Origin of the sequence: Amycolatopsis sp. MJM2582, assembly GCF_000754115.1 — a bacterium.
Lineage (GTDB): Bacteria > Actinomycetota > Actinomycetes > Mycobacteriales > Pseudonocardiaceae > Amycolatopsis > Amycolatopsis japonica.
Window position 1 is genome coordinate 2,015,219 of the sequence record NZ_JPLW01000001.1, and the last position, 22,406, is coordinate 2,037,624.

Consider the following 22,406-nt stretch of genomic DNA (forward strand, 5'->3'; position numbering starts at 1 on the left):
ATGAACGGTGACGAACTCGTCATCGGCGAGCACAAACTCTCGTCGCGGCTGATCATCGGCACCGGCGGCGCGGGCAACCTCGCCGTGCTGGAACGCGCGCTGGTGGCGTCCGGGACGGAACTGACCACCGTCGCCATGCGCAAGGCCGACGCCGAAGGCGGCTCCGGGGTCCTCGAACTGCTTCGGCGGCTCGGCATCCGCCTGCTGCCCAACACCGCCGGTTGCCGCACGGCCGCCGAAGCGGTCCTCACCGCGCAGCTCGCCCGCGAAGCACTCGAAACCGACCTCATCAAGCTGGAGGTCCACGCCGACGACCGCACGCTGCTGCCCGACCCGTTCGAGACCCTCGACGCGGCCGAACAGCTCGCCGCGGACGGTTTCACCGTGCTCGCGTACACCAACGACGACCCCGTGCTGGCGCTGCGGCTGGAGGAGGCGGGCTGTGCGGCGGTGATGCCCCTCGGCGCGCCCATCGGTACCGGTCTCGGCATCCGGAACCCGCACAACATCGAGCTGATCGTGTCGCGCGCCGGGGTCCCGGTGATCCTCGACGCCGGCATCGGCACGGCTTCCGACGCGACGCTGGCGATGGAGCTCGGCTGCGACGCCGTCCTGCTCTCCACCGCCGTGACCAGGGCCGCGGATCCGGAACGGATGGCATCGGCGATGCGGGCCGCCGTCACCGCCGGGCGGCTGGCCGCCGGCGCGGGGCGGATCCCGCAGCGGTTCTGGGCGCACGCTTCGAGCCCTCCTCGATAACCCTTTTGTACGGTTCACGGCCTTGACCGCGAGTACGCCCCCGGAGCCCGTATGGTTGACGGCACTTTCCGGAGGCGCACCCGCCGCCGTGTACCCAGAGGAGCCAGTGGTGACCACGTCAACGGTCCAGGACGTTTCGGGCAGGTTGTTCCTGGCGGTGGGCAGGCTGTCCCGGTCACTGCGGCAGGCCGGCGTGCCCGGGCCAGGCCACGGTGCGATTTCCGCGCTCGCGACGCTCGTGCACCACGGGCAGCTCCGTCTGGGGGATCTCGCGGCGAAGGAAGGCGTCGCCGCGGCCACCATGTCGAGGATCGTCGCTTCGCTGGTCGAAGCGGGCTACGTCAGCCGTGAATCGGACCCGATCGACAGGCGCGCCTGGCTCGCGGAGGCCACCGAAGAGGGCGAGAGGCTGGTTTCCGGCGTCCGGTCGACGCGGGTGAACGAACTCGGCAAACGCCTCGAACGGCTGACTCCGGAGCACCAGGCGGCCTTGGCGGCGGCTCTCCCGGCGCTCGAAGCGCTTATTGCCGACGAAGAGCGCTGACTTCCGCCCGAAGAGCGCGAAGCTCGTCGAGGATCTCCTTGTTGGCCTGAGCCTGGGTTTCGGCCTGCTTCGCCTCTTCCTCGCGGATGTCCTGGCGAAGCTCGTCCTCCATCCCGCTGACCACCACGGCGATGAAGAGGTTCAGCACCGCGAAGCTGGACACGAGGATGTAGACCACGAAGAACACCCAGGCCATGGGTGCTTCCTTCATGATCTCCTTCGCGATGTCCGGCCACGCCTCGCCCGTCATCACCTGGAAGAGCGTGAACAGCGAAGTGCCGAGGTCGCCGAAGTTCTCCGGTGAGATCGCGCCGAACAGTTTCGTCGCCATCACGCCCGCGACGAAGATGATCAGCGCGAGGAGCGCGGCGATCGAAGCCATCCCGGGGATCGACGCGAGCAGGCCGGTGACGACCTTCCGCATCGACGGCACGACCGAGATCAGCCGCAGGACCCGCAGGACCCGCAACGCCCGTAGCACCGCGAACGGGCCGGTCGTGGGGATCACCGCGATGCCGACGACGAGCAGGTCGAAGATGTTCCACGGGTCGCGGAAGAACTTCGCGCGGTAGGCGTAGAGCTTCGCGCCGAGCTCGAGGACGAAGATCCCGAGCGCGACGTAGTCGACCGTGTGCAGCAGCGACCCGTACTCGGCGACCATCCTGGTCGAGGTCTCCAGGCCGAGGGTGACGGCGTTGAAGACGATCACCGCGATGATGAAGTTCTGGAAGCGGCGGTCTTCGACGACCCTGGCCACCGTTTCGCGTCCCGTCACGGCGCAGATGGTAACCGTCCGTGCGCTCAGTGCTCCGGCGCAAGCCGCCAAAACGCCGAAACCGGACCGACCTTCGCACCCATCGGGTAGGCGTTTTCGACCGCGTGTGAGACGAACCACTTGCCGTAGCGGGCGGCCTCGACGACGGACATCCCCTTCGCGAGACCGGCCGTCAGCGCGGACGCCATCGTGTCCCCGGCGCCGTGCGTGTGCTGCGTGGCGTATCGCTCACCCGGCAGCTCGACGAACGTGGAGCCGTCGAAGAGCACGTCGACGCATTCCGGGTCGGAGACGAGGTGCCCGCTCTTCACGAGCACGTATTTCGGCCCGAGCCGGTGCAGGACGACGGCCGCCTGGTGCATCTGCTCGCGGGTGGTCACGGTCATCCCGGTCAGCAGGCGGACCTCGTCGAGGTTCGGCGTGAGGACGGTCGCGCGCGGCAGGAGCTCGTCGCGCAGCGCCACCAGCCCGGCCTCGTCGAACAGCGGATGCCCGTGCATCGACGCCGCGACCGGGTCGACCACGAACGGCACCTTGCTGTCGCGGCCGATCTCGGCCTTGTCGCAGGCCGCGGCGACGGCGTGGATGATCTCCGCCGAGGCGAGCATGCCGGTCTTGGCCGCGTTGACGCCCATGTCGGCCGCGACCGCCTCGATCTGCCCGGCGACGATATGCGCCGGGATGTCGGTGCGGTCGTGCACGCCGAGGGTGTTCTGAACGGTCACCGCGGTGACCGCGACCAGACCGTGCACCCCGCAGGTGAGGAAGGTGCGCAGGTCGGCCTGCAGGCCGGCGGCACCGCCGGAGTCGGACCCCGCGATGGTCAGCGCCGACGGCGGGCTCGGGTTCTCGCTCATGGGTCCATTTTCCATGCGCGATCTCAGACGGTCAGGACGAGCTTCCGTCGGCTGACGTCCTCCGCGAAGGCACGCGGACTTCATCGGGAAGTCGGTTCGGCGCACTAACTTGACGAACAATTGGTTCGAACAAGTTACCGGAGGCTTTCGTGCGCAGAACGCTTTCCCTTCTCGCGGTCTTGGTGGCCGTCGCCGGGCTGACGTCCGGCGTCGGCGTCGCCGCGGCCAAAACGCCCAAGGTGCTGGTCATCGGCCTGGACGGTGCCCGGTTCGACAAGCTGATGGCCGCCGACACCCCCAACGTCCACGCGCTGGCGAACCGCGGGTACGTGTCGCGCAGTTCGTTGTACGGCAGCGGGATGGCGCCGACGGTCAGCGGCCCCGGCTGGTCCACGATCCTCACCGGTGTCTGGCCGGACAAGCACAAGGTGAAGGACAACTCCTTCACCGGCAACGATCTCGCCTCGCATCCGAGCTGGCTCGCGCGCGCCGAAACCGCGAACCCGGCGCTCGACACCTACGCGGCGGTCGACTGGACGCCGATCGGCGACCGGATCCTGCGCACCGGCCAGGACCGCAAGTTCGTCCTGAACGGCGACAGCGCGGGCTACGAGAAGACCGACGAGCAGGTGGCCGTCGACGCGGAGAAGCATCTCAAGCAGGACAAGGCCGACGCCTCGTTCGTCTACTTCGGACAGACGGACATCGCCGGCCACGAGCACGGCGCGGACTCCTCGCAGTACGAAGCCAGCCTGCGCACCGACGACGCGTTGATCGGACGTCTGCTCGCCGCCGTCGACGCCCGGCCGGCCCGCGCGGACGAGGACTGGCTGATCATGATCTCCGCCGACCACGGCCACACGGCCTCCGGCGGACACGGCGGCGACAGCCCCGAGGAGCGGATGACCTTCGTGATCGCCGCGGGCGGTGGGGTCCCGGCCGGAACCCCCGCCGTGGCACCGAAGATCGTCGACATCGCACCGACGGTGCTGCGGCATCTGGGTATCGCGGCTCCGGCGGTCTACGACGGCTACCCGCTCGGCGCCGCGCCTTCGGACGTCTTCGACACCGCAGTTCTGAAGCCCCGGCAGGACGAAACCGGTGTCCCGGCCGGAGTGCTCGGCTGGACACACGACGCACCCGGCGGCTGGAGCGTGCGCAACGCGTCCGGAATGCCCGCCGGTGTGACGGAATGGCAGGGCTGGGCCTTCACGACCGACGACTTCTGGACCCGCACCGCTCCCGGACAGCAGCGTGAGGCGAACGCCCGAGCGCGGGGCGTTTTCGCGGTCGCGGATCCGGACGAGTGGGACGACAAGGGCTCGCCCTCGTCGCGTGGAACCTTCGACTCTTCCCTGGTGTCGCCTTCGTTCGACGTCTCCGGAAAGTCCACTGTGGACGTCGCGTTCGTTTCGCACTACCGGCAGGAGGGAACGCAGCGGGGCGCGCTGACGGCGTCGTTCGACGGTGGTCCCGAGCAGAACGTGCTGGCCTACGGGCCGGAGTCCGGGACGGCGAACAAGGGCGGTGACGTGCTTTCGGTGCCGACGTCGGCTTCGGTGAAGGTGCCCGCGGGGGCGCGTTCGGTGAAGCTGACCTGGCGGCTCTACGCGGCGGGGAACGACTGGTACTGGGCGGTGGACGCTCCTCGCCTCACCACTCGCTAACGGATGTCATGAAAGGGCCGTTCAGGACATCTTTCGTCCTGAACGGCCCTTTCATGACATTCCCGCACTCCTACTTCAGCGTCCAGAAGGGTGAAACAGGGCCGACCCCGGCCCCCAGCGGATACGACTCCGCCACGCACCGCTCGATGAACCGTTTCCCCTCGGCGACAGCGGTCGGCACGTCGGCCCCCTTCGCCAGCGAGGACGTGATCGCCGAAGCCATCGTGTCCCCGCCACCGTGCGTGTTCCGGGTGTCGAAGCGCGGGCCGCTCAGCTCGACCCAGGATGCGCCGTCGGACAATAGGTCCACGCAGTCCTGGGCCGCGTCGAGATGCCCGCCCTTCACCAGCACCCACTCGGAACCGAATTCCAGCAACGCTTCCGCCGCCTCCCGCTGGGTCGCGGGCCCGGTGACGTCGACGCCGGTCAGCAGCCGCACCTCGTCCAGGTTCGGCGTGATCAGCGTGGCGCGTGGGAAGAGCTCGGTGCGGATCGCCTCCAGCGCCTCCTCGCGCAGCAACGCGTGCCCCGTCATCGAAGCGGCGACGGGGTCCACGACGAACGGCGTGCCCGTCGAGCGTCCGATGTGGACCTCGTCGAGCGTCTTCGCGACGGCGTTGATGATCTCGGCCGTCGCGAGCATCCCGGTCTTCGCCGCGTCGACGCCCATGTCCGTGGCGACGGCCTTGATCTGGCCGGTGACGACGTCGACCGGGATCTCGCTGAAACCCTGCACGCCCAGCGAGTTCTGCACGGTGACCGCGGTGAGCGCGACCATCCCGTGCACGCCGTTGGCGAAGAAGGTGCGCAGATCGGCCTGGATGCCCGCACCACCACCGGAATCCGATCCGGCGATAGTGAGGGCGGTCCTGGGTGTGGCTGTCACTGATTGACCACCGGCAGGTACACCTTGTTGCCCTGCTCGGCGAATTCGTTCGACTTCTCCTCCATGCCGGCCTCGATGGCCTCCACAGTGGACAGTCCGTGTTCCTCGGCGTACTTGCGGACGTCCTGCGTGATGCGCATCGAGCAGAACTTCGGCCCGCACATCGAGCAGAAGTGCGCCGTCTTCGCCGGTTCCGCGGGCAGCGTCTCGTCGTGGTACGAACGCGCGGTGTCCGGGTCCAGCGACAGGTTGAACTGGTCGTTCCAGCGGAATTCGAAGCGGGCCTTGGACAGTTCGTCGTCCCACTCCTGCGCGTACTGGTGGCCCTTGGCGAGATCGGCGGCGTGCGCGGCGATCTTGTAGGTGATGACGCCGGTCTTCACGTCGTCGCGGTTCGGCAGGCCGAGGTGCTCCTTCGGCGTGACGTAGCAGAGCATCGCCGTGCCGTACCAGCCGATCTGCGCCGCGCCGATGGCCGAGGTGATGTGGTCGTACGCAGGCGCGATGTCGGTGGCGAGCGGGCCGAGGGTGTAGAACGGTGCCTCGCCGGTCAGCTTCTCCTCGAGTTCGACGTTCTCCTTGATCTTGTGCATCGGCACGTGGCCGGGGCCCTCGATCATCACCTGGACGTCGTGTTCGCGGGCGATGTGCGTGAGCTCGCCCAGCGTCTCCAGTTCGGCGAACTGCGCGCGGTCGTTCGCGTCGGCGATCGAGCCCGGCCGCAGGCCGTCACCGAGGGAGAAGGTGACGTCGTACTCGCGCAGGATCTCGCAGAGCTCGGCGAAATTGGTGTACAGGAACGATTCCTTGTGGTGCGCGAGGCACCACGCCGCCATGATCGAGCCGCCGCGCGAGACGATTCCGGTGACCCGGCGCGCGGTCAGCGGGATGTAGCGCAGCAGCACACCCGCGTGCACGGTGACGTAGTCGACGCCCTGTTCGCACTGCTCGATGATCGTGTCGCGGTAGACCTCCCACGACAGCTTTTCCGGCTCCCCGTTGACCTTTTCCAGCGCCTGGTAAATCGGCACGGTGCCGACCGGGACCGGCGAGTTGCGGATGATCCACTCGCGTGTCTCGTGGATCCGCTTGCCGGTGGAGAGATCCATGATCGTGTCGGCGCCCCAGCGGGTCGCCCACACCATCTTGTCGACCTCTTCCTCCACGGAGGACCAGACGGCCGAGTTGCCCATGTTGGCGTTGATCTTCACCAGGAAGTTCTTGCCGATGATCATCGGCTCGGTCTCCGGGTGCTTGCGGTTGGCGGGGATCACCGCGCGACCGCGCGCGACCTCGTCCCGCACGAATTCCGGCGAGCAGCGCTCGCGTGCCGCGACGTACTCCATCTCGCGGGTGATGACGCCCTGTTTCGCCCAGCCGAGCTGGGTGTTGTGCTCACGACCGTCGGCCCATCCGGCGCGCAGCCGGTGAAGTCCACTGTGGACGTCGATCTGCGCGTCGTCGTCGGTGTACGGGCCGGAGGTGTCGTAAACGTCGAAATGCTCGCCGTTCGAAAGATCGATCCGCCTCGCGGGGACCCGGAGCCCGGATTCCGTCTGGTGATAGACCTTCCGGGAACCGGTGATCGGACCGGTGGTCACGGTCGGCTTGATGCCCTGGGCATTCTCAAGCGTCGTCAACGACGTTCACTCCCTACGCCGGCATTACCCGGTCAGGTTCATGCGGTCGGCGGCGCCGGGTCCTCTAGAAAGACTCCAGCCGCCCTCTCAGCCCGCCATGGCGCGAGCTCCCGCGGTTGTTTGGTTGTGCCCCGACCATGCCACGCCGGGGCCGGATCAATCAACCCGCCCTCGGGTGACGACTTGTCGACAGCGTTGACGGTTCACCGGTTCGGGTCCTGTGCGCGCCGGGGATTCACGACAGAATCCCGGAGGTTCTGCACCGTTACAGAAGTCTGGGGTGGATATGCGGAAACTCGTGCTCCCGGCACTGACAGGCGTGGTGATCGCGGGGCTGGTCCCGGCGGTGGCAGCGGCACAGGGCGGTGAGGCGCCAGGTGCGCCAGGCGCTCATCCGAGCTGGCTCCCGGCCGACAAGACCGGCTTCGGCACCGCCCGTGAACGGGCGAGCAACGTCTGGTTCACCCTGCAGGGCGGCCGGATGTCCGAGGTCTACTACCCGGATCTGTCCACGCCGGGCGTGCGGTCGCTGGATCTCGTCGTGACCGACGGGACGAGCTTCGCGACCGTCGATTCCTCGGCCAAGGCCCAGCAGGTGCGCCGCACCGGCGGCCTCACCTACGAACAGACCGTCACCGACGACCAGCGTCGTTGGAAGCTCCGCAAGACCTACGTCACCGACCCGGCGCGCGCGAGTGTGCTGATCGACGTCGACTTCGTTTCGCTGACCGGCCGCCCGTACCAGGTGTACGCGGTCGCGGATCCCGATCTCACCAACGAAGGATCCGACGACTCCGCGCGCTCACAGGGTGCGAGCGCGGTCGCTTCGGATGCGAAGACGGCGGCCGCGCTGGCGGCGGAACCGGCGTTCTCGCGGACTTCCGTCGGCTTCGGGGGCTTCTCCGACGGCGTCACGCAGCTGACGAAATCCTTCAGCCTCAAGGATTACGCGACCGCGGCCAAGGGCAACGTGCTGATCACCGGGCAGACCTCGGCCGACGGTGTCCGCTCGCGTGACTTCACGCTTTCGCTGGGCATGGGCGCGAAGGACTCCGACGCGCTCGCCAATGCGAAAGCCTCTCTGCGGCGCGGATTCACCGACGCCGCCCGCGCGTACGACCGGGGCTGGAAGCAGTACCTCCGTCAGGTGAAGGACGCGCCCTCCTCGTTGAAGACCAAGCGGGAGCGCGATCTCTACCAGGCGTCCGTGCTCATGCTCGCGGCGAGCGAGGACAAGATCCACCAGGGCGCGCTCATCGCGTCACCGAGCATGCCGTGGCGGTTCGGGAACAACGACCCGGAATGGTCGCCGTCGGGTACGTATCACCTGGTGTGGCCGCGTGACCTCTACCAGATCGCGACCGGGCTGCTCGCCGCCGGCGATCGCGACGCCGCGAGCCGGTCGGTCGACTACATGTTCGGCACGCAGCAGTTGCCGGACGGGCATCTGCCGCAGAACAGCCACGTCGACGGCACGCCGTACTGGACGTCCATCCAGCTCGACGAGACCGCGCTGCCGATCGTGCTCGCGCAGCAACTCGGCCGCACCGACGCGAAGACCTGGCGCGGAGTGCGCAAGGCGGCGGAATTCCTGGTGTCCTACAAGGCGGACAACGGGCACGCGTCGCCGTACAGCCAGCAGGAACGCTGGGAGGAGCAGGACGGCTATTCGCCTTCGACGATCGCCGCGGTGATCGCCGGACTGGTCTGCGCGGCCGATCTCGCCAAGGCCAACGGTGCCGACGCCGACGCGGCGCGCTACCTCGCGACCGCCGACACCTTCAAGGCGAAACTCGCCCGGTGGACGGTGACCACGAACGGCCCGCTGTCGAAGGACCCGTACTTCGTCCGGCTGACCAAGGACGGCAACGCGAACAACGGCACGAAGTACAACTTGGGCAATTCCAGCGTGACCATGGACCAGCGTGCGGTGACCGACGCCGGATTCCTCGAATTGGTGAGGCTGGGCATCTACCGCGCCGACGATCCGGTGATCACGAACAGCATCAAGGTCACCGACGCCGACATCGCGTTCACCACCCCGACGGGGCAGTTCTGGCACCGCTACACGAAGGACGGATACGGCGAGAAGGCCGACGGCTCGCCGTGGGACTACACGTTCCCGGCCGAAAGCCGGACCACCTTCGGGCGACTGTGGCCGCTGCTCGCGGGTGAACGCGGCGAGTACGACCTCGCCGCCGGTGACCGGGGTACGGCCGCGAAGCGGCTTCGCGACCTCGGGCGCGTCAGCAGCTCCGGGGACACGATGCCGGAGCAGGTCTGGGACGAGAACGCGCCTTCGGGGCGGCCGGGCTTCCCGGCGGGCACGCCGACCGCGTCCGCGACGCCACTGGCCTGGACGCACGCCCAGTACCTCCGGCTCGCGTGGTCGGTGGAGGCCGGGAAGGTGATCGAGCAGCCGCGGGTCGTGCGGTGCCACTTCCTGGGGTGCTGACCCTCACGTAAATGTCATGAAAGGGCCGTTCAGGACATCTTTTGTCCTGAACGGCCCTTTCATGACATGCGCTGAGGGATCAGTCGTCGGAGGGCTGGGCCTCGGGCAGCCACGAGTTGCCCGGAACGCCCCATTTGTTCGACTTCAGCATCTTCTTCGCCGCGCGGGCGTGCCGCCCGACCAGCCGGTCGAGGTAGATGAAGCCGTCCAGGTGATCGGTCTCGTGCTGCAGGCAGCGCGCGAGGTAGCCGGTTCCTTCGACCTCGATCGGATTGCCCTCGACGTCGAAGCCGGTGACCTTCGCCCACGAAGCGCGCCCGGTCGGGTACGACTCGCCGGGAGCCGACAGACAGCCTTCCCAGTCGTCGTCCGGATCGGGCATCGTCTCCGGGATCTCCGACGTCTCGAGCTTCGGGTTCACCACGACGCCCTTGTGGCGCGTGCCCTCGTCGTCGGGGCAGTCGTAGACGAACACGCGCAGGTCGAGGCCGATCTGGTTGGCCGCGAGGCCCACCCCTTCGGCGGCGTACATGGTCTCGAACATGTCGTCGACGAGGGTGCGCAGCTTGTCGTCGAACTCGGTGATCTCCCGAGTCGGGTTGTGCAGCACGGGCTCGCCGGCGATCACGATGGGATGGACGGTCACGCGCGCAGTTTAGTCGGACCCTTCTGGTAGACCCTTACCCGTGACGCGCCGACGCCGTTACCGAGGCCGGGCGCCGCATCCGTGGTCTAATGGCGCCGCGGAATGACAAGCCTGTGGTTTCACGCCCGCCGAGCACTGACCTGATTGCGAGGAGTCGGATGGACGCCGCGGAGTCGATGGCTGAGCCCGACCAGCCGTCCCCGTCGGAGACCGTGAACGGCCTCAGCGAGCGCGAGCTCGACATGCTCGCGTTCGAACGTCAGTGGTGGAAGTACGCCGGCGCGAAGGAACAGGCCATCCGCGAACGCTTCTCGATGTCGTCGACGCGTTACTACCAGCTGCTGAACCGGCTGCTCGAGAAGACCGAAGCCATGCAGGCCGACCCGATGCTGGTGAAGCGCCTGCGAAAGACGCGAGCGGCCCGGCAGCGCAATCGCGCGGCCCGGCGACTGGGGATCGATCTCTCATGAGTCTGTTTTCGGGCCTGTCCCGGCCGATGAAGGCCGCCGGACTGGCCTTGGTCGGTGTCGCCGTGATCGCCGCCGTGATCGGCGGGATCACCCTGACCAGCGGCGGCGGTGACTCGGACACAGCGACACCGCCCGGCACCACGCCCACGTCTTCGGACGGCGCGACGCAGCCTTCGTCACCGGCGCCGGGCTCGCCTTCGGCCAGCACGCCGCCCGCGTCGTCGTCGGCGGTGCCGCCGTCGAGCGCGCCCGCGAGTTCCGCGCCTCCGGCCAGCCAGCCGGGGCAGACCGGTCAGCCGGGCCAGCCCGGTGGCGACCAGCAGGCGTCGCACAAGTGGGTGACGGTGCGCGTCTACAACAACAGCACGATCCAGGGTCTCGCCGAGCAGGCCGCGAAGGATTTCCGCGCCTCCGGCTGGAACGTCTCCGAGGTCAAGGGCTACCCGGGCAGGCTCCCCGAGACGGTGGCCTACTACCGCCCGGGAACCGACGAGGAAGCGGCCGCGAAGGCGCTGGCGCTGGAGTTCGGGTTCCGCGCCGAGCCCCGGTTCAAGGAGATCGAGAACATCGGTCCCGGCGTGATCGTCATCCTCACCAAGGACTACAAGACCAACGACAAAGACGGCTCCTAGCCGCTACGTGAAAAGGGCCCGCTTCTTCGCGAGGAAGCGGGCCCTTTTCGCATGCTTCAGACCTGGGTCCGCGCGTACGCCTCCAGCGCTGCGAGCTGGGCCGGGTCGAGCGACGGCCGGACCGTCTCGGCCGCCTTCGTCAGATGCGCGGCGGTGACCTCCTTGGCCTCCAATGACTCCCGCATCGCGGTCAGCGCGGCCTCGCGGATCAGCGCCGCGCAGTCCGCCGCCGAGTAACCGTCCAAAGTGGCCGCATACGCCGCGAGGTCCACATCGGACGCCAGCGGCGTGTTCTTGGCGCTGGCGGCCAAGATCGCCTCACGCGCGTGCGCGTCCGGCGGCGGGACGTAGACGCGGCGCTCCAGCCGTCCCGGCCGCAGCAAGGCCGGGTCGACCAGTTCCGGCCGGTTCGTCGCGCCGAGGACGACGACCTCGCGCATCGGCTCGACACCGTCCAATTCGGTCAGCAGGGCCGCGACGACGCGGTCCGACACGCCGGAATCCGACGACTGGCCGCGGCGCGGGGCGAGCGCGTCGATCTCGTCGAGGAAGATCAGCGACGGCGCGGCCTCGGCGGCACGGCGGAACAGTTCCCGCACCGCGCGCTCGGACTCGCCGACCCATTTGTCCATCAGCTCGGCGCCCTTGACCGCGAACACGTTCAGCGCGCCGGTGCCGGCGAGCGCGCGGACCAGGAACGTCTTGCCGCCGCCGGGCGGACCGTACAGGAGGACGCCGCGCGGCGGATCGACGCCGAGGCGCGCGAACGAGTCCGGGTAGCGCAGCGGCCACAGCACCGCCTCGGTGAGCGACTGCTTGACGTCGGTCATGTTGCCGACGTCGTCCAGCGTCAGCCCGCCGGTGGCCAGATTGTCCGAAGTGGACATCGAGATGGGGCGGACCGTGGTGAGCGCGTCGAGCAGGTCCTGCTGGGAGATCCTCGGCTCGTCGGCCTCACGCTGCCGCAGCGCGGCACGGAGGGCGGCGTCACGGCGGAGCGCGATGAGGTCCGCGGCCACGAAACCGGGGGTGCGCTCGGCGATCGGGCCGACGTCGACGCCGGGCTCCAGCGGGGCGTCGCGCAGGAGCACGCGCAGCAGTTCGGTGCGGGTCTTCGCGTCCGGGAGCGGCAGGCCGAGTTCGCGGTCGAGGAGGTCGGCGGCGCGCAGCCTCGGATCGGTGGACTCGGCGCGGCCGGTGGTGGCGACGACGGCGAAACCCTTGGTGCGCAGGGCCTTGCGCAGATCGTCGAGGACGACCGTCGCGAGCGGCGGCGGCTGCGACGCGGGCAGCAGCGCGTCGATGTCGGTGATCAGCAGGACGGCGGGGTCTTCGTCGCGGGTGGCCTGCTCGATCGCTTCACGCAGCCGCGCGGCGGCGACGTTCGGGTCGAGGACGGCGATGTTCGGCGCCGCGAGCGACACCACCCGCACCTTCTCGGCCTGCGCCACGGCGCGGACGAGCGTCGCCTTCCCGACGCCTTCCGGCCCGGACAGCAGGACCCCGAGATGCGCCGACGTCCCGAGTTTCGCCAGCAGCTCCGGGCGGTGGAAGGCCAGGTCGAACCATTCGGCGAGTTTGCGTGCGGCCGCTTCGGAGCCGGCGAGATCCGAAAGCGGCGGCACGGTTTCCTCGGCGACCTCGTCGATCCGCTCGTCTTCGACGATCTCCGCGTCGATGAAATCCTCGTGCGGGGTGGCGGGGGTGCTGCGTACCAGCGTCGTCCCGGCGCGGGCAGGCGCGGCGGCGGCGCCGGCCTCGCCGGTGCGGGCGCCGTCGCGCCAGCTGACCACAGTGGACGGTCCGACGGCGACCGGCCCCGATGGATCGGTGGCGGTGACGGTGAGCAGCTCGTTCGTCCACGTCATGCCGATGGCGCGGGAAAGCTGGCCGCGGACCGCGGAGACGTCGGAGCCCGGCGCGGGCGCGAGATCCTGGGGGAGCAGGGAAACGGCGTCGCCGACGGTCAGCACCTTGCCGATCAGGGCGAGCCGCAGGGTGTGCGGGGAGAGCGACACGCTCGCGATACGCGAGCCCGCCACGGTGACCGTTTTCGCGGCCGACACCTCCGCGGGCGCGACGACCACTTCCGAGCCTTCGGTCACTCCGAGGTTCGACATCGTGACGTCGTCGAGGAGGATCACGCCCGGGATCCCCTCGGCGTCCGACGGGGCGGCCAGCGCGGAGCTGACCCGCGCGCCGGTGACGCGGACGGCGTCCCAGGCCATCAGGCCGAGCGCGTCGAGGACTTCGGGGTGTAGCCGGACGACGCCGCGGCGGGAGTCCAGTGCGGACGGGGTGTGCCGGACGGTCAGCGTGATCTGGGGTGCGCTCACCCCGCCACCCTATCTACGCGGACCGTGCCCAGCGGTCGAAGGACAGGATCTCCCCGGCGGGTCGCCGGGCGGCTGGGGAGAAGTCGCGCTGGGTCGTGTAGGCGACGGCGAGCAGGCTGATCTGCGCGACGTCTTCGGGAATTCCGAGCAGCTTCGCGACTTCGGCCTCGCGCGCGGGCAGGTGGTACGCGCACATCGAACTGCCGAGCCCCTTCGATCGCAGCGCGAGCTGGAAGCTCCAGATCGACGGATACACCGAGCCGTAGTACCCGTTCTGGAGCACGGGATCCTCCGGCGGGCGGCCGATCATGCACGGGATCGCGAGGGCCGGAACGCGGCCGAGGTTGTCGACGAGGTGGCGGGCCGACCGCATGACGGCCTCGCTCGCCAGGTGGCCGTACTTCGCCATGGTCGGGATCGCCTCGGCGCGGACGACCTCCGCGATCTCCGCGCGGAGATCCGGGTCGCGGACGATGACCCAGCGCTGGGCGTCGAGCAGCATCCCCGCGGCGGGCGCCTGCTGCGCGACGCGAACGCAGTCTTCGAGCAGTCCTTCCTCGACCGGCCGGTCGAGGTCGAGTTTGCGGCGGACCGAGCGGGTGGTGGTGAGCAGGGTTTCGGTGTCCATGACATCCCTCCAGGTGACTTACGTTGTAAGCATACGATGTAAGTACTTACGGTGTAAGGGGGTACCGGTAAACTGGGACACATGGCGCTGAGCAGGGAGAAGGTGCTCGACGCCGCATTGCGGCTGGCGGGCGAGCAGGGACTGGCCGGACTGTCGATGCGGAAGCTGGCCGCCGAAGTCGGCGTGGAGGCGATGTCGCTCTACAACCACGTCGCGAACAAGGGCGATCTGCTCGACGGGCTGACCGCGCGGGTCTTCGAGAGTGTGCCACTGCCCGAACCCGGACCGTGGGACGAGCGGCTGCGGGCGCTGACGCATGGCCTGTACACGGCCTTTTCGCGCCATCCGGTGGTGGTGCGGGCGCTCGCGACCGACGCGGCGAATCCGCGTTCGGCGGGCGCGCTGAAGTTCATCGACGCGATGTTCTCCGCGCTGCTGGACGCCGGACTCGACGAACGCGGCGCCGCGCGGGGCTACCGGTCGCTGATCGGGCTGGTGTTCGGGGCCGTGCTCACCGAGACGGTGGGGCTTTCCGGTGTCCCGGATCCGTCGGATCTGGAGCGCGCCGAGCCGGTGGTGGCGTGGTTCCAGCGGTCGGTGACCGCGGACGGGCTGCCGTCACTGCACCGGGCGCTGCCGTCGCTGCTGGATGGCGACTGCCTGCAGGACTTCGAGGCCCAGCTGGACCTGGTGATCGGCGGTCTGCGCGCTTCGGTGGGGTGAGCTTCGGCTCGGCTGGTCTGGGGCCGGATGTCAGGAAAGGGCCGTTCAGGACATCTTTCGTCCTGAACGGCCCTTTCCTGACACTTCAGCTCCAGCGATCCCCAAGTTGTCCACAGCCCCACCCGCTTGTGGACAACTCCCGCCCCCGGCCCCCGTTTCCCCCGGTCCCGTCCGACACCCCCGGTACGCTGGGCGCGGGGCCGTCCCCCAGGGACGGGCGGGGGGCTGGGGGTGGGCGGTCAGGGCGGGTGAGTCAGCGTTTCCGCAGGCCGATCCGCCGCCACGAGCGGCGCCGCGGGCCCCGGCCGTTGTCCCGGTCCTTGTCGGTCGGGATGGTGCGCGGAGCGCGTGCGACGTGCTGTTCGCCGCGCTGCAGCCGGACCCGCTGAGCGGCGCCGGCCACCACGCGCCGCAGCGGCGGCCGCAGGCCGAGACGGCGGCGGCTCGAAGAACGCCGGATCGCGCGCCGTTCCCGCGGCGGCGCCATCCACGCCTCCGGATGCTTCGCCAGCCACCGGTGCCGGTACACCGAGTACGGGATGTGCGCCAGGTACAGAATCAGCGCGATCGCCAGCGCCACCAACGGGAACTGGATGATCGCGGCGGCCAGCAGGCCCACCCCGACCAGCAGCGGCGCGATCGCCTTGGGCGGCGCCTTCACCGTCTTCAGCGAAAGCGTCGGGATCCGGCTGATCAGCAGCGCCGCGACGGCGATCGTCCACACCCACACCACGTACTGATGCGACCACCAGCCCTGCCCGAACTGCAGCTCCAGGATCAGCGGCAGCATCGCCAGCAGACCACCGGCGGGCGCGGGCACACCGACGAAGAACTCGCCCGCGTACGGCGGCTGCTCGGTGTCCTCGATCAGCGTGTTGAACCGCGCCAGCCGCAGGATCATGCAGACCGCGAAGATCAGCGACGCCACCCAGCCGATCCGCTCGCCCTCCGCGTGCCACACGTACAGCACCAGCGCGGGCGCGACACCGAACGAGATGCCGTCGGACAGCGAGTCGAGCTCCTGGCCCATCTTCGACGTCGCGTCCAGCAGCCGCGCGATCCGGCCGTCGAGACTGTCGAGCACCGCGGCGATCCCGATCGACGCGATCGCCATCGGATAGTTGCCGATCAGCGCGAACTGCACCGACGACAGACCGGCGCACAGGGCGAGCACCGTGATGGCGTTCGGCAGCAGCCGCACGCCGGGAGTGGTCACGCGGACCATGGATCAGCCTTCCGGGTGCGGCGCCGTGGGCAGCTCGGCGATCGGCGTCTCGCCGCCGATCGTGCGCTGGCCCTTCGAGACGAGAACCTTGCTGCCCGGCGGCAGATACAGGTCGACTCGCGAGCCGAAGCGGATGATGCCGTACGTCGCGCCGACGCCGACCTTGTCACCCTCGCGGATCTCACAGAGGATGCGCCGGGCCACCAGCCCGGCGATCTGCACCACGACGAGCTCGTGGCCGTCTTCGGTGCGCATGAGCACGGAGTTGCGCTCGTTGTCGTCGCTCGCCTTGTCCAAGTCGGCCGACAGGAACTTCCCGGGCCGGTACGCGACCCGCTCGATCACCCCCGGCGCCGGGATCCGCTGGACGTGCACGTCGAACACCGACAGGAACACGCTCACCCGCATCCGCGGCTCGGCGGGCAGCCCCAGCTCGGGCGGCGGCACGGCCTCTTCGATCAGCGAGACCAGGCCGTCCGCCGACGCGACCGCGAGGCCGGACTGAGCGGGCGGGACCCGCTTGGGCTCACGGAAGAACGCGGCCGTCGCGGCCGTCGCGAGCGCGCCGACGACACCGAGGCGCTTGGAGAACCTCCGCAGCACCAGCGTCGCGGCGAGACCGCCGAACACGAACGGCCTGCCGGCCGGGTGCATCGGCGGAACGGTCTCGCGGGCCAGCTTCACGGCGTGCGCGAGGGGATTACCAGTGGCTTCCGGCCGGTTGCCGCTCATTGGTCGGGTTCACCGCAGTTCGTGTCGGGGGGTCGGGACAGGAAGAGCCACCACGCTACCGCCCTGTCCGGAGCCGGGCCGTGGCCTCCCCCGGAAGGGTTTCCCCGCGCCGGGTGGGAGGGACCACATCCCGGTAACGGAAGGTCGAAATACGCGATAACTCTAGGTAATTGACGCCGATAGCAGACCTTGAGGACCCTCGAATGCCCGCCAGCCCGGACCCCGCAGGCGAGCGACTCGCCGAGCTGTTCCGCGCCTGGAAGAAGGACATTTCGGCGGCGCCGATGCCACCGCTCGTCGACCCCGTCCGCGCCGCCTCCGTCATCGCCGAGGCACGCGCGTCCGGATGCATATGCCCCCCGACGGCACATGCATCCGGACGCGGCCACTGGAACTGAGCGAACATCCCACTCTAGTGCCCCGCGCGCCGGTGATCACCGGTCGCGAGAAAACCGTTACCAACGGTTACTCCGTTGATCACCGCCGATGCGAGTCGCTCCGCCCGGAGCCGCGCACCAGCCGCAGCAGGGCGAGCAGCACGATCGAACCGAGGATCGCGACGCCGAAGCTGGGGAAGTCGAACTCGAAGGTCCGTTCGGTCCCGGTGGCGAGCCGGTAGATGAAACCGCCGAGGGCCGCGCCCAGCACGCCGATCAGGATGCTGAACAGGCAGCCGCCGCGCCGGTCCGGGCCGCCGACCACGACATTGGCCAGCCAGCCGGCGATGGCGCCGAACACGATCCACGAGAAGAAACCCATGCCATCGAGGTTACCGACCCGGATGGAGTAGCACACAAGGAGACTTGTACAACGGCTCTTGTGCAACTACTGTTGTGCGTTATGGCCGATCGCGAAGTCCATGAAGTCCACGATTCGAAGGTGCTCGCCGCGATGTCGCATCCGCTGCGGCGCCGCCTGCTCGACGTCCTCCGCCTGGACGGCCCGTGCACGGCTTCCGTGCTCGCCGAACGGACCGGGCAGGCGGTCGGGAACGTCAGCCACCACCTGAAGGTGCTGGCCGCCAGCGATCTCGTCGAGGAGGCGCCGGAACTCGCCCGCGACCGTCGCGAGCGCTGGTGGCGCCGCGTGAGCTACGCGGTGTCCTGGTCGCCTTCGGACTTCCCCGACGACCCGGTCGCGGCCGCCGCCGAATCCCTCGCCCTCGAACGCCAGGTGTCCATGGCGCGCCAATGGTTCGCCGAACGCGACAGTTATCCGGAGGAATGGCATCGCGCCGCCTTCGCCACCGACAGCTGGGCGAAGATGTCGGTCGCCGAGCTGGCCGAGCTCGAACAGAAGGTCCACGAGCTGATCAAGTCCTACAGCGGCCGCGAGATCCCGGACGACGGCCAGGAACGCCGCCCCGTCTTCATCTCCACCCGCGTCGTCCCGGCCCGCCCGTGACCACCCGCGAACGCGGCGGATTGCTGCGCTCCAGGGATTTCCGGCTGCTGTGGACCGGCGAGACGACCAGCGTGCTCGGCAGTTCCATCGCCGTCGTCGCGCTGCCGCTCGTCGCGGTGGTCACCCTGCAGGCGAGCACGTTCGCGGTCGGGCTGCTGACCGCGGCCGCCTGGCTGCCGTGGCTGCTGATCGGCCTGCCCGCCGGCGCCTGGGTCGACAGACGGCCGAAACGCCCGGTCATGCTGGTGTGCAACGGCATTTCCATGCTCGTCTTCCTCAGCGTCCCGGTCGCGGCGTGGTCCGGCCTGCTCACGATGACCCAGCTGATCGTCGTCGCCCTGGCGGGCGGCGTCGCGAAGGTGTTCTTCAACGTCGCGTATCGCGCGTACTTGCCTTCGCTGGTCGACAAGGGACAACTGCAGGAAGCCAACGAAAAGCTGCAGGGCAGCGAATCCGCCGCGCAGATCGGCGGACCGGGGCTCGCCGGGCTCTTGGCGCACTGGTTCGGCGCCGTCGCCGGGGTGTTCGCCGACGCCGTCAGCTTCGGGATTTCCGTGCTGTGCCTGCGATCCATCCGGCATCGGGAGCCCGAGCGCCCGCCGAAGACGCGTTCACGGCTGCGTGACGAGATCCGCGACGGCCTCGTTTTCGTCGTCCACGACCCGTATTTGCGTGTCCTGGCGGTCTTCGGCGCGATCTCGAACGTCGCGCTCATGGGCTACCAGTCGATCGAGGTCGTGTTCCTCGTCCGCGATCTCGGCGTGGGGGAAGGCACCGCCGGGCTCGTGCTCGCGCTCGTCGGCGCGGGCGGCGTTTTCGGCGCCGCGCTGTCGGGCAAACTCGCCGCCCGGATCGGCACCGCGCGCGCCTTCGTGCTCTGCGAGGCCTTCGGGGCGCTGATGATGCTGCTCGGCCCGCTGGCGAACGGCGGGTGGGGGCTCGCCTTCTTCGTCGTCGCCGGGTTCTCGGTCAGCGCGGGCGTCGTCGGCTCGAACGTCCTCAACGCCACCTTCAGGCAGCGCTACGTCCCGGCCGGGATGTTCGGCCGGGTCACCGCGAGTTCGTCCGTGCTCAGCTTCGGCGCGGTCGCGCTCGGAGGGCTGCTCGGCGGGATCCTCGGCGAAACGGCGGGCGTGCGGCAGACGCTGGGGCTGATGGCCGGACTCGAGGTCGTCGCCGTCTTCGTCCTGCTGTTCACCCCGGTCGGCCGGTGCCGCGACTTCCCGACGGATCGCGTTTAGGCCGTGTCTCTCGAAGCGCGCTTTCGGATTTCCACAGCCGGGCCGCGGCATGGCGGAGCTACTCGCTCAGCCGTGTCGGCGGCCCGCCTCCGCAAATCCGAGGCCTCCGGCCGAAAAGAAACGCGCGCGTGTGTCCTCGCCTGACCTGCCCACTTCAGTTCGGGAGACACCCTTTAGCCCGCTAAACGCAGGTCAGAGCAGGAGGACGTCCACCTCGTCGCCCTGCTCGGCCGAGTCCACGTCCTCCGGCAGCACGATCAGGCAGTTCGCCTGCGTGAACGACGCCAGCAGATGCGAGCCCGGCCCGCCGCGCGGGCCGACGATCCCGGTGACCTCACCTTCGGAATGCGTGTAGAAGCCCCGCCGGAACTGACGCCGTCCGGCGGGGGAGGTCATCGCCTCGGTGAGCCGGGCCCGCACCCGCTGCCGGTCGACCCCCGCGTGCCCCATCGCCGCGAGCAACGCCGGCCGCAGGAAGGCTTCGAACGACACGAGCACGCTCACCGGATTGCCCGGCAGCGTCACCACCGGCACGCCGTTCCAGTGGCCGCAGCCCTGCGGCCCGCCCGGCTGCATCGCGACCTTCCGGAACTCCACGCCCTGTCCGGTCAGCGCGTCCTTGACGACTTCGTACGCCCCCGCGCTCACGCCGCCCGAGGTCACCAGCAGATCGGCCTCCGCCAGCCGCGGCTCGATCACCGAGCGGAACTCGTCCACGTCGTCGACCACACTGCGCACGACCTCGGCCTCGCAGCCGAGCGCGCGGATCGCGGACGCCAGCATGATGCTGTTCGACTCGTAGATCTGCCCGTGCCGCAAGGGTTCCGGCGCGTCGACGAGTTCGGTCCCGGTGGACACCACGAGCACCTTCAACGGCCGGTACACCGGAACCTCGGCAAGCCCGACGGCGGCCGCCAGACCCAGCTGCGCCGGGCCCAGCACCGTCCCCGCGGAAAGCGCCACCGTGCCCTCGACGACATCCTCGCCCCGGCGCCGGATGTGCGCGCCCAGGACAGCCGTCCTGAGAACCCGGACGTCCGTCACACCGCCGTCCGTGTGCTCCACCATCACCACCGCGTCGGCGCCGGGCGGCAACGGGGCGCCGGTCATGATCCGGTGCGCGGTGCCCGGCTCCAGTTTCGTGCTGTCGACCCGCCCCGCGGGGATGTCCTCGGCGACCGGCAACGTCACGGGCACCTCCGCGACGTCTTCGGCTCGGACGGCGTAACCGTCCATCGCGGAATTGTCGAACGGCGGCAGCGAAACCCCCGCGCGGACGTCCTCGGCGAGCACGAGCCCGGCGGCGGAGGCGAGCGGAAGGCGGATGACGGGGGCGTTTCCGAGCAGGCCGGTGACGGTCTCACGGTGGGCGTCGACGGAGATCACCGGACCATCCTCCCGCCTCGGGCCCCGCATGCAAGACTCTGCGCGTCACAACGACCATCCGGGGAGAAGAAGACATGCAGGTTCAGATCCGTCACCAGCCATCGTTCGCGGTGGCGAGGCTCATCCTCGCCCCGGGCGAGCCGGCGCAGGTCGAGTCGGGCGCGATGATGGCGACGAGTTACGGCGTGCAGGTCCAGTCCCAGGCGCAGGGCGGCATCATGAAGGGCCTCGGCCGCGCCTTCCTCTCCGGCGAGTCCTTCTTCATCTCCACCTACACCGCACCGCAGAACGGCGGCTGGGTCGACGTCGCCGCGAACCTGCCGGGCGACATGCAGATCATCAACCTCGACGGCCGCACCGGCTGGTGCGTCACGCGCGGTTCGTGGCTCGCGTCCTCCCACGGCGTGCAGACCGAGACCAAATGGGGCGGGCTCAAGAACCTCGTCGGCGGCGAGGGCGGCTTCCTGACCCACGCGACGGGACAGGGCCCGCTCGTCGTGGCCTGCTACGGCGCGCTGGAGACGGTCACCCTGCAGCAGGGCGAGGTGATCACCATCGACACCGGGCACGTCGTCGCGTTCGCCGACACCGTGCAGTACCAGATCCGCAAGGTCGCCACCGGCGTCATCCAGTCGATGAAGAGCGGTGAAGGCCTCGTCTTCGACTTCGCCGGTCCGGGCCAGCTGCTCACCCAGACCCGCAACCCGTCGGCGCTGTCCGCCTGGGTGATCGCCCAGGTCCCCTCCCGCTGACCGCATGCGGGTCCAGACGAGGCACACCCCGAACTTCGGGGTCGCACGCGTGCTGCTGTCCCCCGGCGAGGCCGTCCAGGCCGCCGGGGACACCATGCTGGCCAGCAGTTTCGGCATCACCGAAACCGTCCCCTCCCGCGGTGGCTCGCGGGCGGGCAAGGCCGCCCCGTCGGTGTTCAACGCACCGGAGGGCGGCGGCTGGATCGACTTCGCGCCGCTGGCCGCCGGAGACGTCTACCCGCTGGAGTTCACCGGCGGCGGTGGCTGGTGCGTGAGCCGGGACGCGATCCTCGCCCGGCCGGCGACCGTCCGGCACGACCCCGGCTGGGCACCGCTGCAGAAGCTCTTCGGCGCCGATTCCGGTTTCCTGGAGCACTACAGCGGAACCGGCCCGCTCGTACTGGCCGCGCGGGGCCCGGTCGACGCCTTCGAACTCACCGCGGGCGAACTCGTCACCGTGCGGCCGGACTTCCTGCTGGCCTATCCGGACACCGTGCAGTGCCGTCTCCGCGCGGTCGACCAATCCGGCCCGCAGTCGGTGCGCACCGGCGAAGGGCTCGCGCTGGACTTCGCGGGACCAGGACGCGTCCTCGTGCAAGCGCGCAATAGGCGGCTTTCTCGCGGATGACCTTGGGACGAATTGAGCAT

At 69.5% G+C, this 22,406-nt stretch carries 22 protein-coding genes and 1 riboswitch; of the genes, 11 read left to right on the plus strand and 11 right to left on the minus strand.

Annotated features, from left to right (window positions below; genetic code table 11):
- Positions 1–759 (plus strand): thiazole synthase, encoded by a 759-nt coding sequence (locus tag ED92_RS09925; RefSeq protein WP_037335528.1) that lies wholly within the window; start codon positions 1–3, stop codon positions 757–759.
- Positions 760–868: 109 nt separating this feature from the next.
- Positions 869–1,303 (plus strand): MarR family winged helix-turn-helix transcriptional regulator, encoded by a 435-nt coding sequence (locus tag ED92_RS09930; protein WP_037335529.1) that lies wholly within the window; start codon positions 869–871, stop codon positions 1,301–1,303.
- Here the strand turns inward: ED92_RS09930 and ED92_RS09935 are convergent.
- On the minus strand, positions 1,281–2,078 hold the full coding sequence (locus tag ED92_RS09935; protein WP_037335532.1) for an ion transporter: 798 nt from the start codon (positions 2,076–2,078) through the stop codon (positions 1,281–1,283). The genes ED92_RS09930 and ED92_RS09935 overlap by 23 nt on opposite strands.
- Positions 2,079–2,104: 26 nt before the next feature.
- Positions 2,105–2,935, minus strand: a complete 831-nt coding sequence (gene thiD / locus ED92_RS09940; protein ID WP_037335535.1) for a bifunctional hydroxymethylpyrimidine kinase/phosphomethylpyrimidine kinase — start codon at positions 2,933–2,935, stop codon at positions 2,105–2,107.
- Between the two features lie 149 nt (positions 2,936–3,084).
- Here thiD (ED92_RS09940) and ED92_RS09945 point away from each other — a divergent pair, with 149 nt between their 5' ends.
- Complete coding sequence (locus ED92_RS09945) at positions 3,085–4,602, plus strand: alkaline phosphatase family protein (RefSeq protein WP_037335540.1); 1,518 nt, start codon at positions 3,085–3,087, stop codon at positions 4,600–4,602.
- A 70-nt stretch (positions 4,603–4,672) separates the two neighbouring features.
- Here the strand turns inward: ED92_RS09945 and thiD (ED92_RS09950) are convergent, their stop codons facing one another.
- Both thiD (ED92_RS09950) and thiC read right to left on the minus strand, forming a co-directional pair.
- Positions 4,673–5,488, minus strand: coding sequence for a bifunctional hydroxymethylpyrimidine kinase/phosphomethylpyrimidine kinase (gene thiD, locus ED92_RS09950; RefSeq protein ID WP_037335543.1), 816 nt, complete (start codon positions 5,486–5,488; stop codon positions 4,673–4,675).
- Entirely contained in the window at positions 5,485–7,128 is a 1,644-nt protein-coding gene (gene thiC / locus ED92_RS09955; protein ID WP_052120328.1) for a phosphomethylpyrimidine synthase ThiC, read from the minus strand. The genes thiD (ED92_RS09950) and thiC overlap by 4 nt, the downstream gene beginning before the upstream one ends.
- Positions 7,122–7,252: riboswitch (TPP riboswitch) on the minus strand. It overlaps the preceding gene by 7 nt.
- Positions 7,253–7,414: 162 nt before the next feature.
- Between thiC and ED92_RS09960 the strand changes: the two genes are divergently transcribed.
- Complete coding sequence (locus ED92_RS09960; protein WP_037335546.1) at positions 7,415–9,583, plus strand: glycoside hydrolase family 15 protein; 2,169 nt, start codon at positions 7,415–7,417, stop codon at positions 9,581–9,583.
- 79 nt (positions 9,584–9,662) lie between these two features.
- Here the strand turns inward: ED92_RS09960 and ED92_RS09965 are convergent, their stop codons facing one another.
- Positions 9,663–10,229, minus strand: coding sequence for a peptide deformylase (locus tag ED92_RS09965; protein ID WP_037335552.1), 567 nt, complete (start codon positions 10,227–10,229; stop codon positions 9,663–9,665).
- Positions 10,230–10,387: 158 nt separating this feature from the next.
- Between ED92_RS09965 and ED92_RS09970 the strand changes: the two genes are divergently transcribed.
- The gene (locus ED92_RS09970; RefSeq protein WP_005160574.1) at positions 10,388–10,699 is read left to right on the plus strand and encodes a DUF3263 domain-containing protein; all 312 of its coding nucleotides are present in this window, start codon (positions 10,388–10,390) and stop codon (positions 10,697–10,699) included.
- Positions 10,696–11,331: a LytR C-terminal domain-containing protein gene (locus tag ED92_RS09975; protein ID WP_081975731.1), complete on the plus strand. Its 636-nt coding sequence runs from the start codon at positions 10,696–10,698 to the stop codon at positions 11,329–11,331. Before ED92_RS09970 ends, ED92_RS09975 begins: the two co-directional genes overlap by 4 nt.
- A gap of 56 nt (positions 11,332–11,387) precedes the next feature.
- Here the strand turns inward: ED92_RS09975 and ED92_RS09980 are convergent, their stop codons facing one another.
- Positions 11,388–13,667, minus strand: a complete 2,280-nt coding sequence (locus ED92_RS09980) for an AAA family ATPase (protein ID WP_037335555.1) — start codon at positions 13,665–13,667, stop codon at positions 11,388–11,390.
- 13 nt (positions 13,668–13,680) lie between these two features.
- Positions 13,681–14,295, minus strand: coding sequence for a nitroreductase family protein (locus ED92_RS09985; RefSeq protein ID WP_037335558.1), 615 nt, complete (start codon positions 14,293–14,295; stop codon positions 13,681–13,683).
- Between the two features lie 81 nt (positions 14,296–14,376).
- Here ED92_RS09985 and ED92_RS09990 point away from each other — a divergent pair, with 81 nt between their 5' ends.
- Positions 14,377–15,018, plus strand: coding sequence for a TetR/AcrR family transcriptional regulator (locus ED92_RS09990; protein ID WP_037335561.1), 642 nt, complete (start codon positions 14,377–14,379; stop codon positions 15,016–15,018).
- A 253-nt stretch (positions 15,019–15,271) separates the two neighbouring features.
- Here ED92_RS09990 and pssA read toward each other — a convergent pair whose 3' ends face one another.
- From pssA to ED92_RS10005, 3 genes are all read right to left on the minus strand, one after another.
- The gene (pssA, locus tag ED92_RS09995; protein ID WP_037335564.1) at positions 15,272–16,243 is read right to left on the minus strand and encodes a CDP-diacylglycerol--serine O-phosphatidyltransferase; all 972 of its coding nucleotides are present in this window, start codon (positions 16,241–16,243) and stop codon (positions 15,272–15,274) included.
- Positions 16,244–16,246: 3 nt separating this feature from the next.
- Positions 16,247–16,975 (minus strand): phosphatidylserine decarboxylase, encoded by a 729-nt coding sequence (locus ED92_RS10000; RefSeq protein WP_037335566.1) that lies wholly within the window; start codon positions 16,973–16,975, stop codon positions 16,247–16,249.
- Positions 16,976–17,452: 477 nt separating this feature from the next.
- Complete coding sequence (locus ED92_RS10005; RefSeq protein ID WP_037335569.1) at positions 17,453–17,734, minus strand: GlsB/YeaQ/YmgE family stress response membrane protein; 282 nt, start codon at positions 17,732–17,734, stop codon at positions 17,453–17,455.
- An 81-nt stretch (positions 17,735–17,815) separates the two neighbouring features.
- Between ED92_RS10005 and ED92_RS10010 the strand changes: the two genes are divergently transcribed.
- Positions 17,816–18,379: a helix-turn-helix transcriptional regulator gene (locus tag ED92_RS10010; RefSeq protein ID WP_037335572.1), complete on the plus strand. Its 564-nt coding sequence runs from the start codon at positions 17,816–17,818 to the stop codon at positions 18,377–18,379.
- Positions 18,376–19,620, plus strand: a complete 1,245-nt coding sequence (locus ED92_RS10015; RefSeq protein ID WP_037335577.1) for an MFS transporter — start codon at positions 18,376–18,378, stop codon at positions 19,618–19,620. The genes ED92_RS10010 and ED92_RS10015 overlap by 4 nt, the downstream gene beginning before the upstream one ends.
- A 192-nt stretch (positions 19,621–19,812) precedes the next feature.
- Here the strand turns inward: ED92_RS10015 and glp are convergent, their stop codons facing one another.
- A complete protein-coding gene (gene glp / locus ED92_RS10020; RefSeq protein WP_037335578.1) occupies positions 19,813–21,006 on the minus strand; it encodes a gephyrin-like molybdotransferase Glp in 1,194 nt (397 codons plus the stop codon).
- A gap of 74 nt (positions 21,007–21,080) precedes the next feature.
- On the opposite strand from glp, the gene ED92_RS10025 reads away from it, so the two are divergent.
- Both ED92_RS10025 and ED92_RS10030 read left to right on the plus strand, forming a co-directional pair.
- Positions 21,081–21,758, plus strand: a complete 678-nt coding sequence (locus ED92_RS10025; RefSeq protein ID WP_037335581.1) for a TIGR00266 family protein — start codon at positions 21,081–21,083, stop codon at positions 21,756–21,758.
- Positions 21,759–21,762: 4 nt separating this feature from the next.
- The gene (locus tag ED92_RS10030; RefSeq protein ID WP_037335590.1) at positions 21,763–22,386 is read left to right on the plus strand and encodes an AIM24 family protein; all 624 of its coding nucleotides are present in this window, start codon (positions 21,763–21,765) and stop codon (positions 22,384–22,386) included.
- Positions 22,387–22,406: the final 20 nt, after the last annotated feature.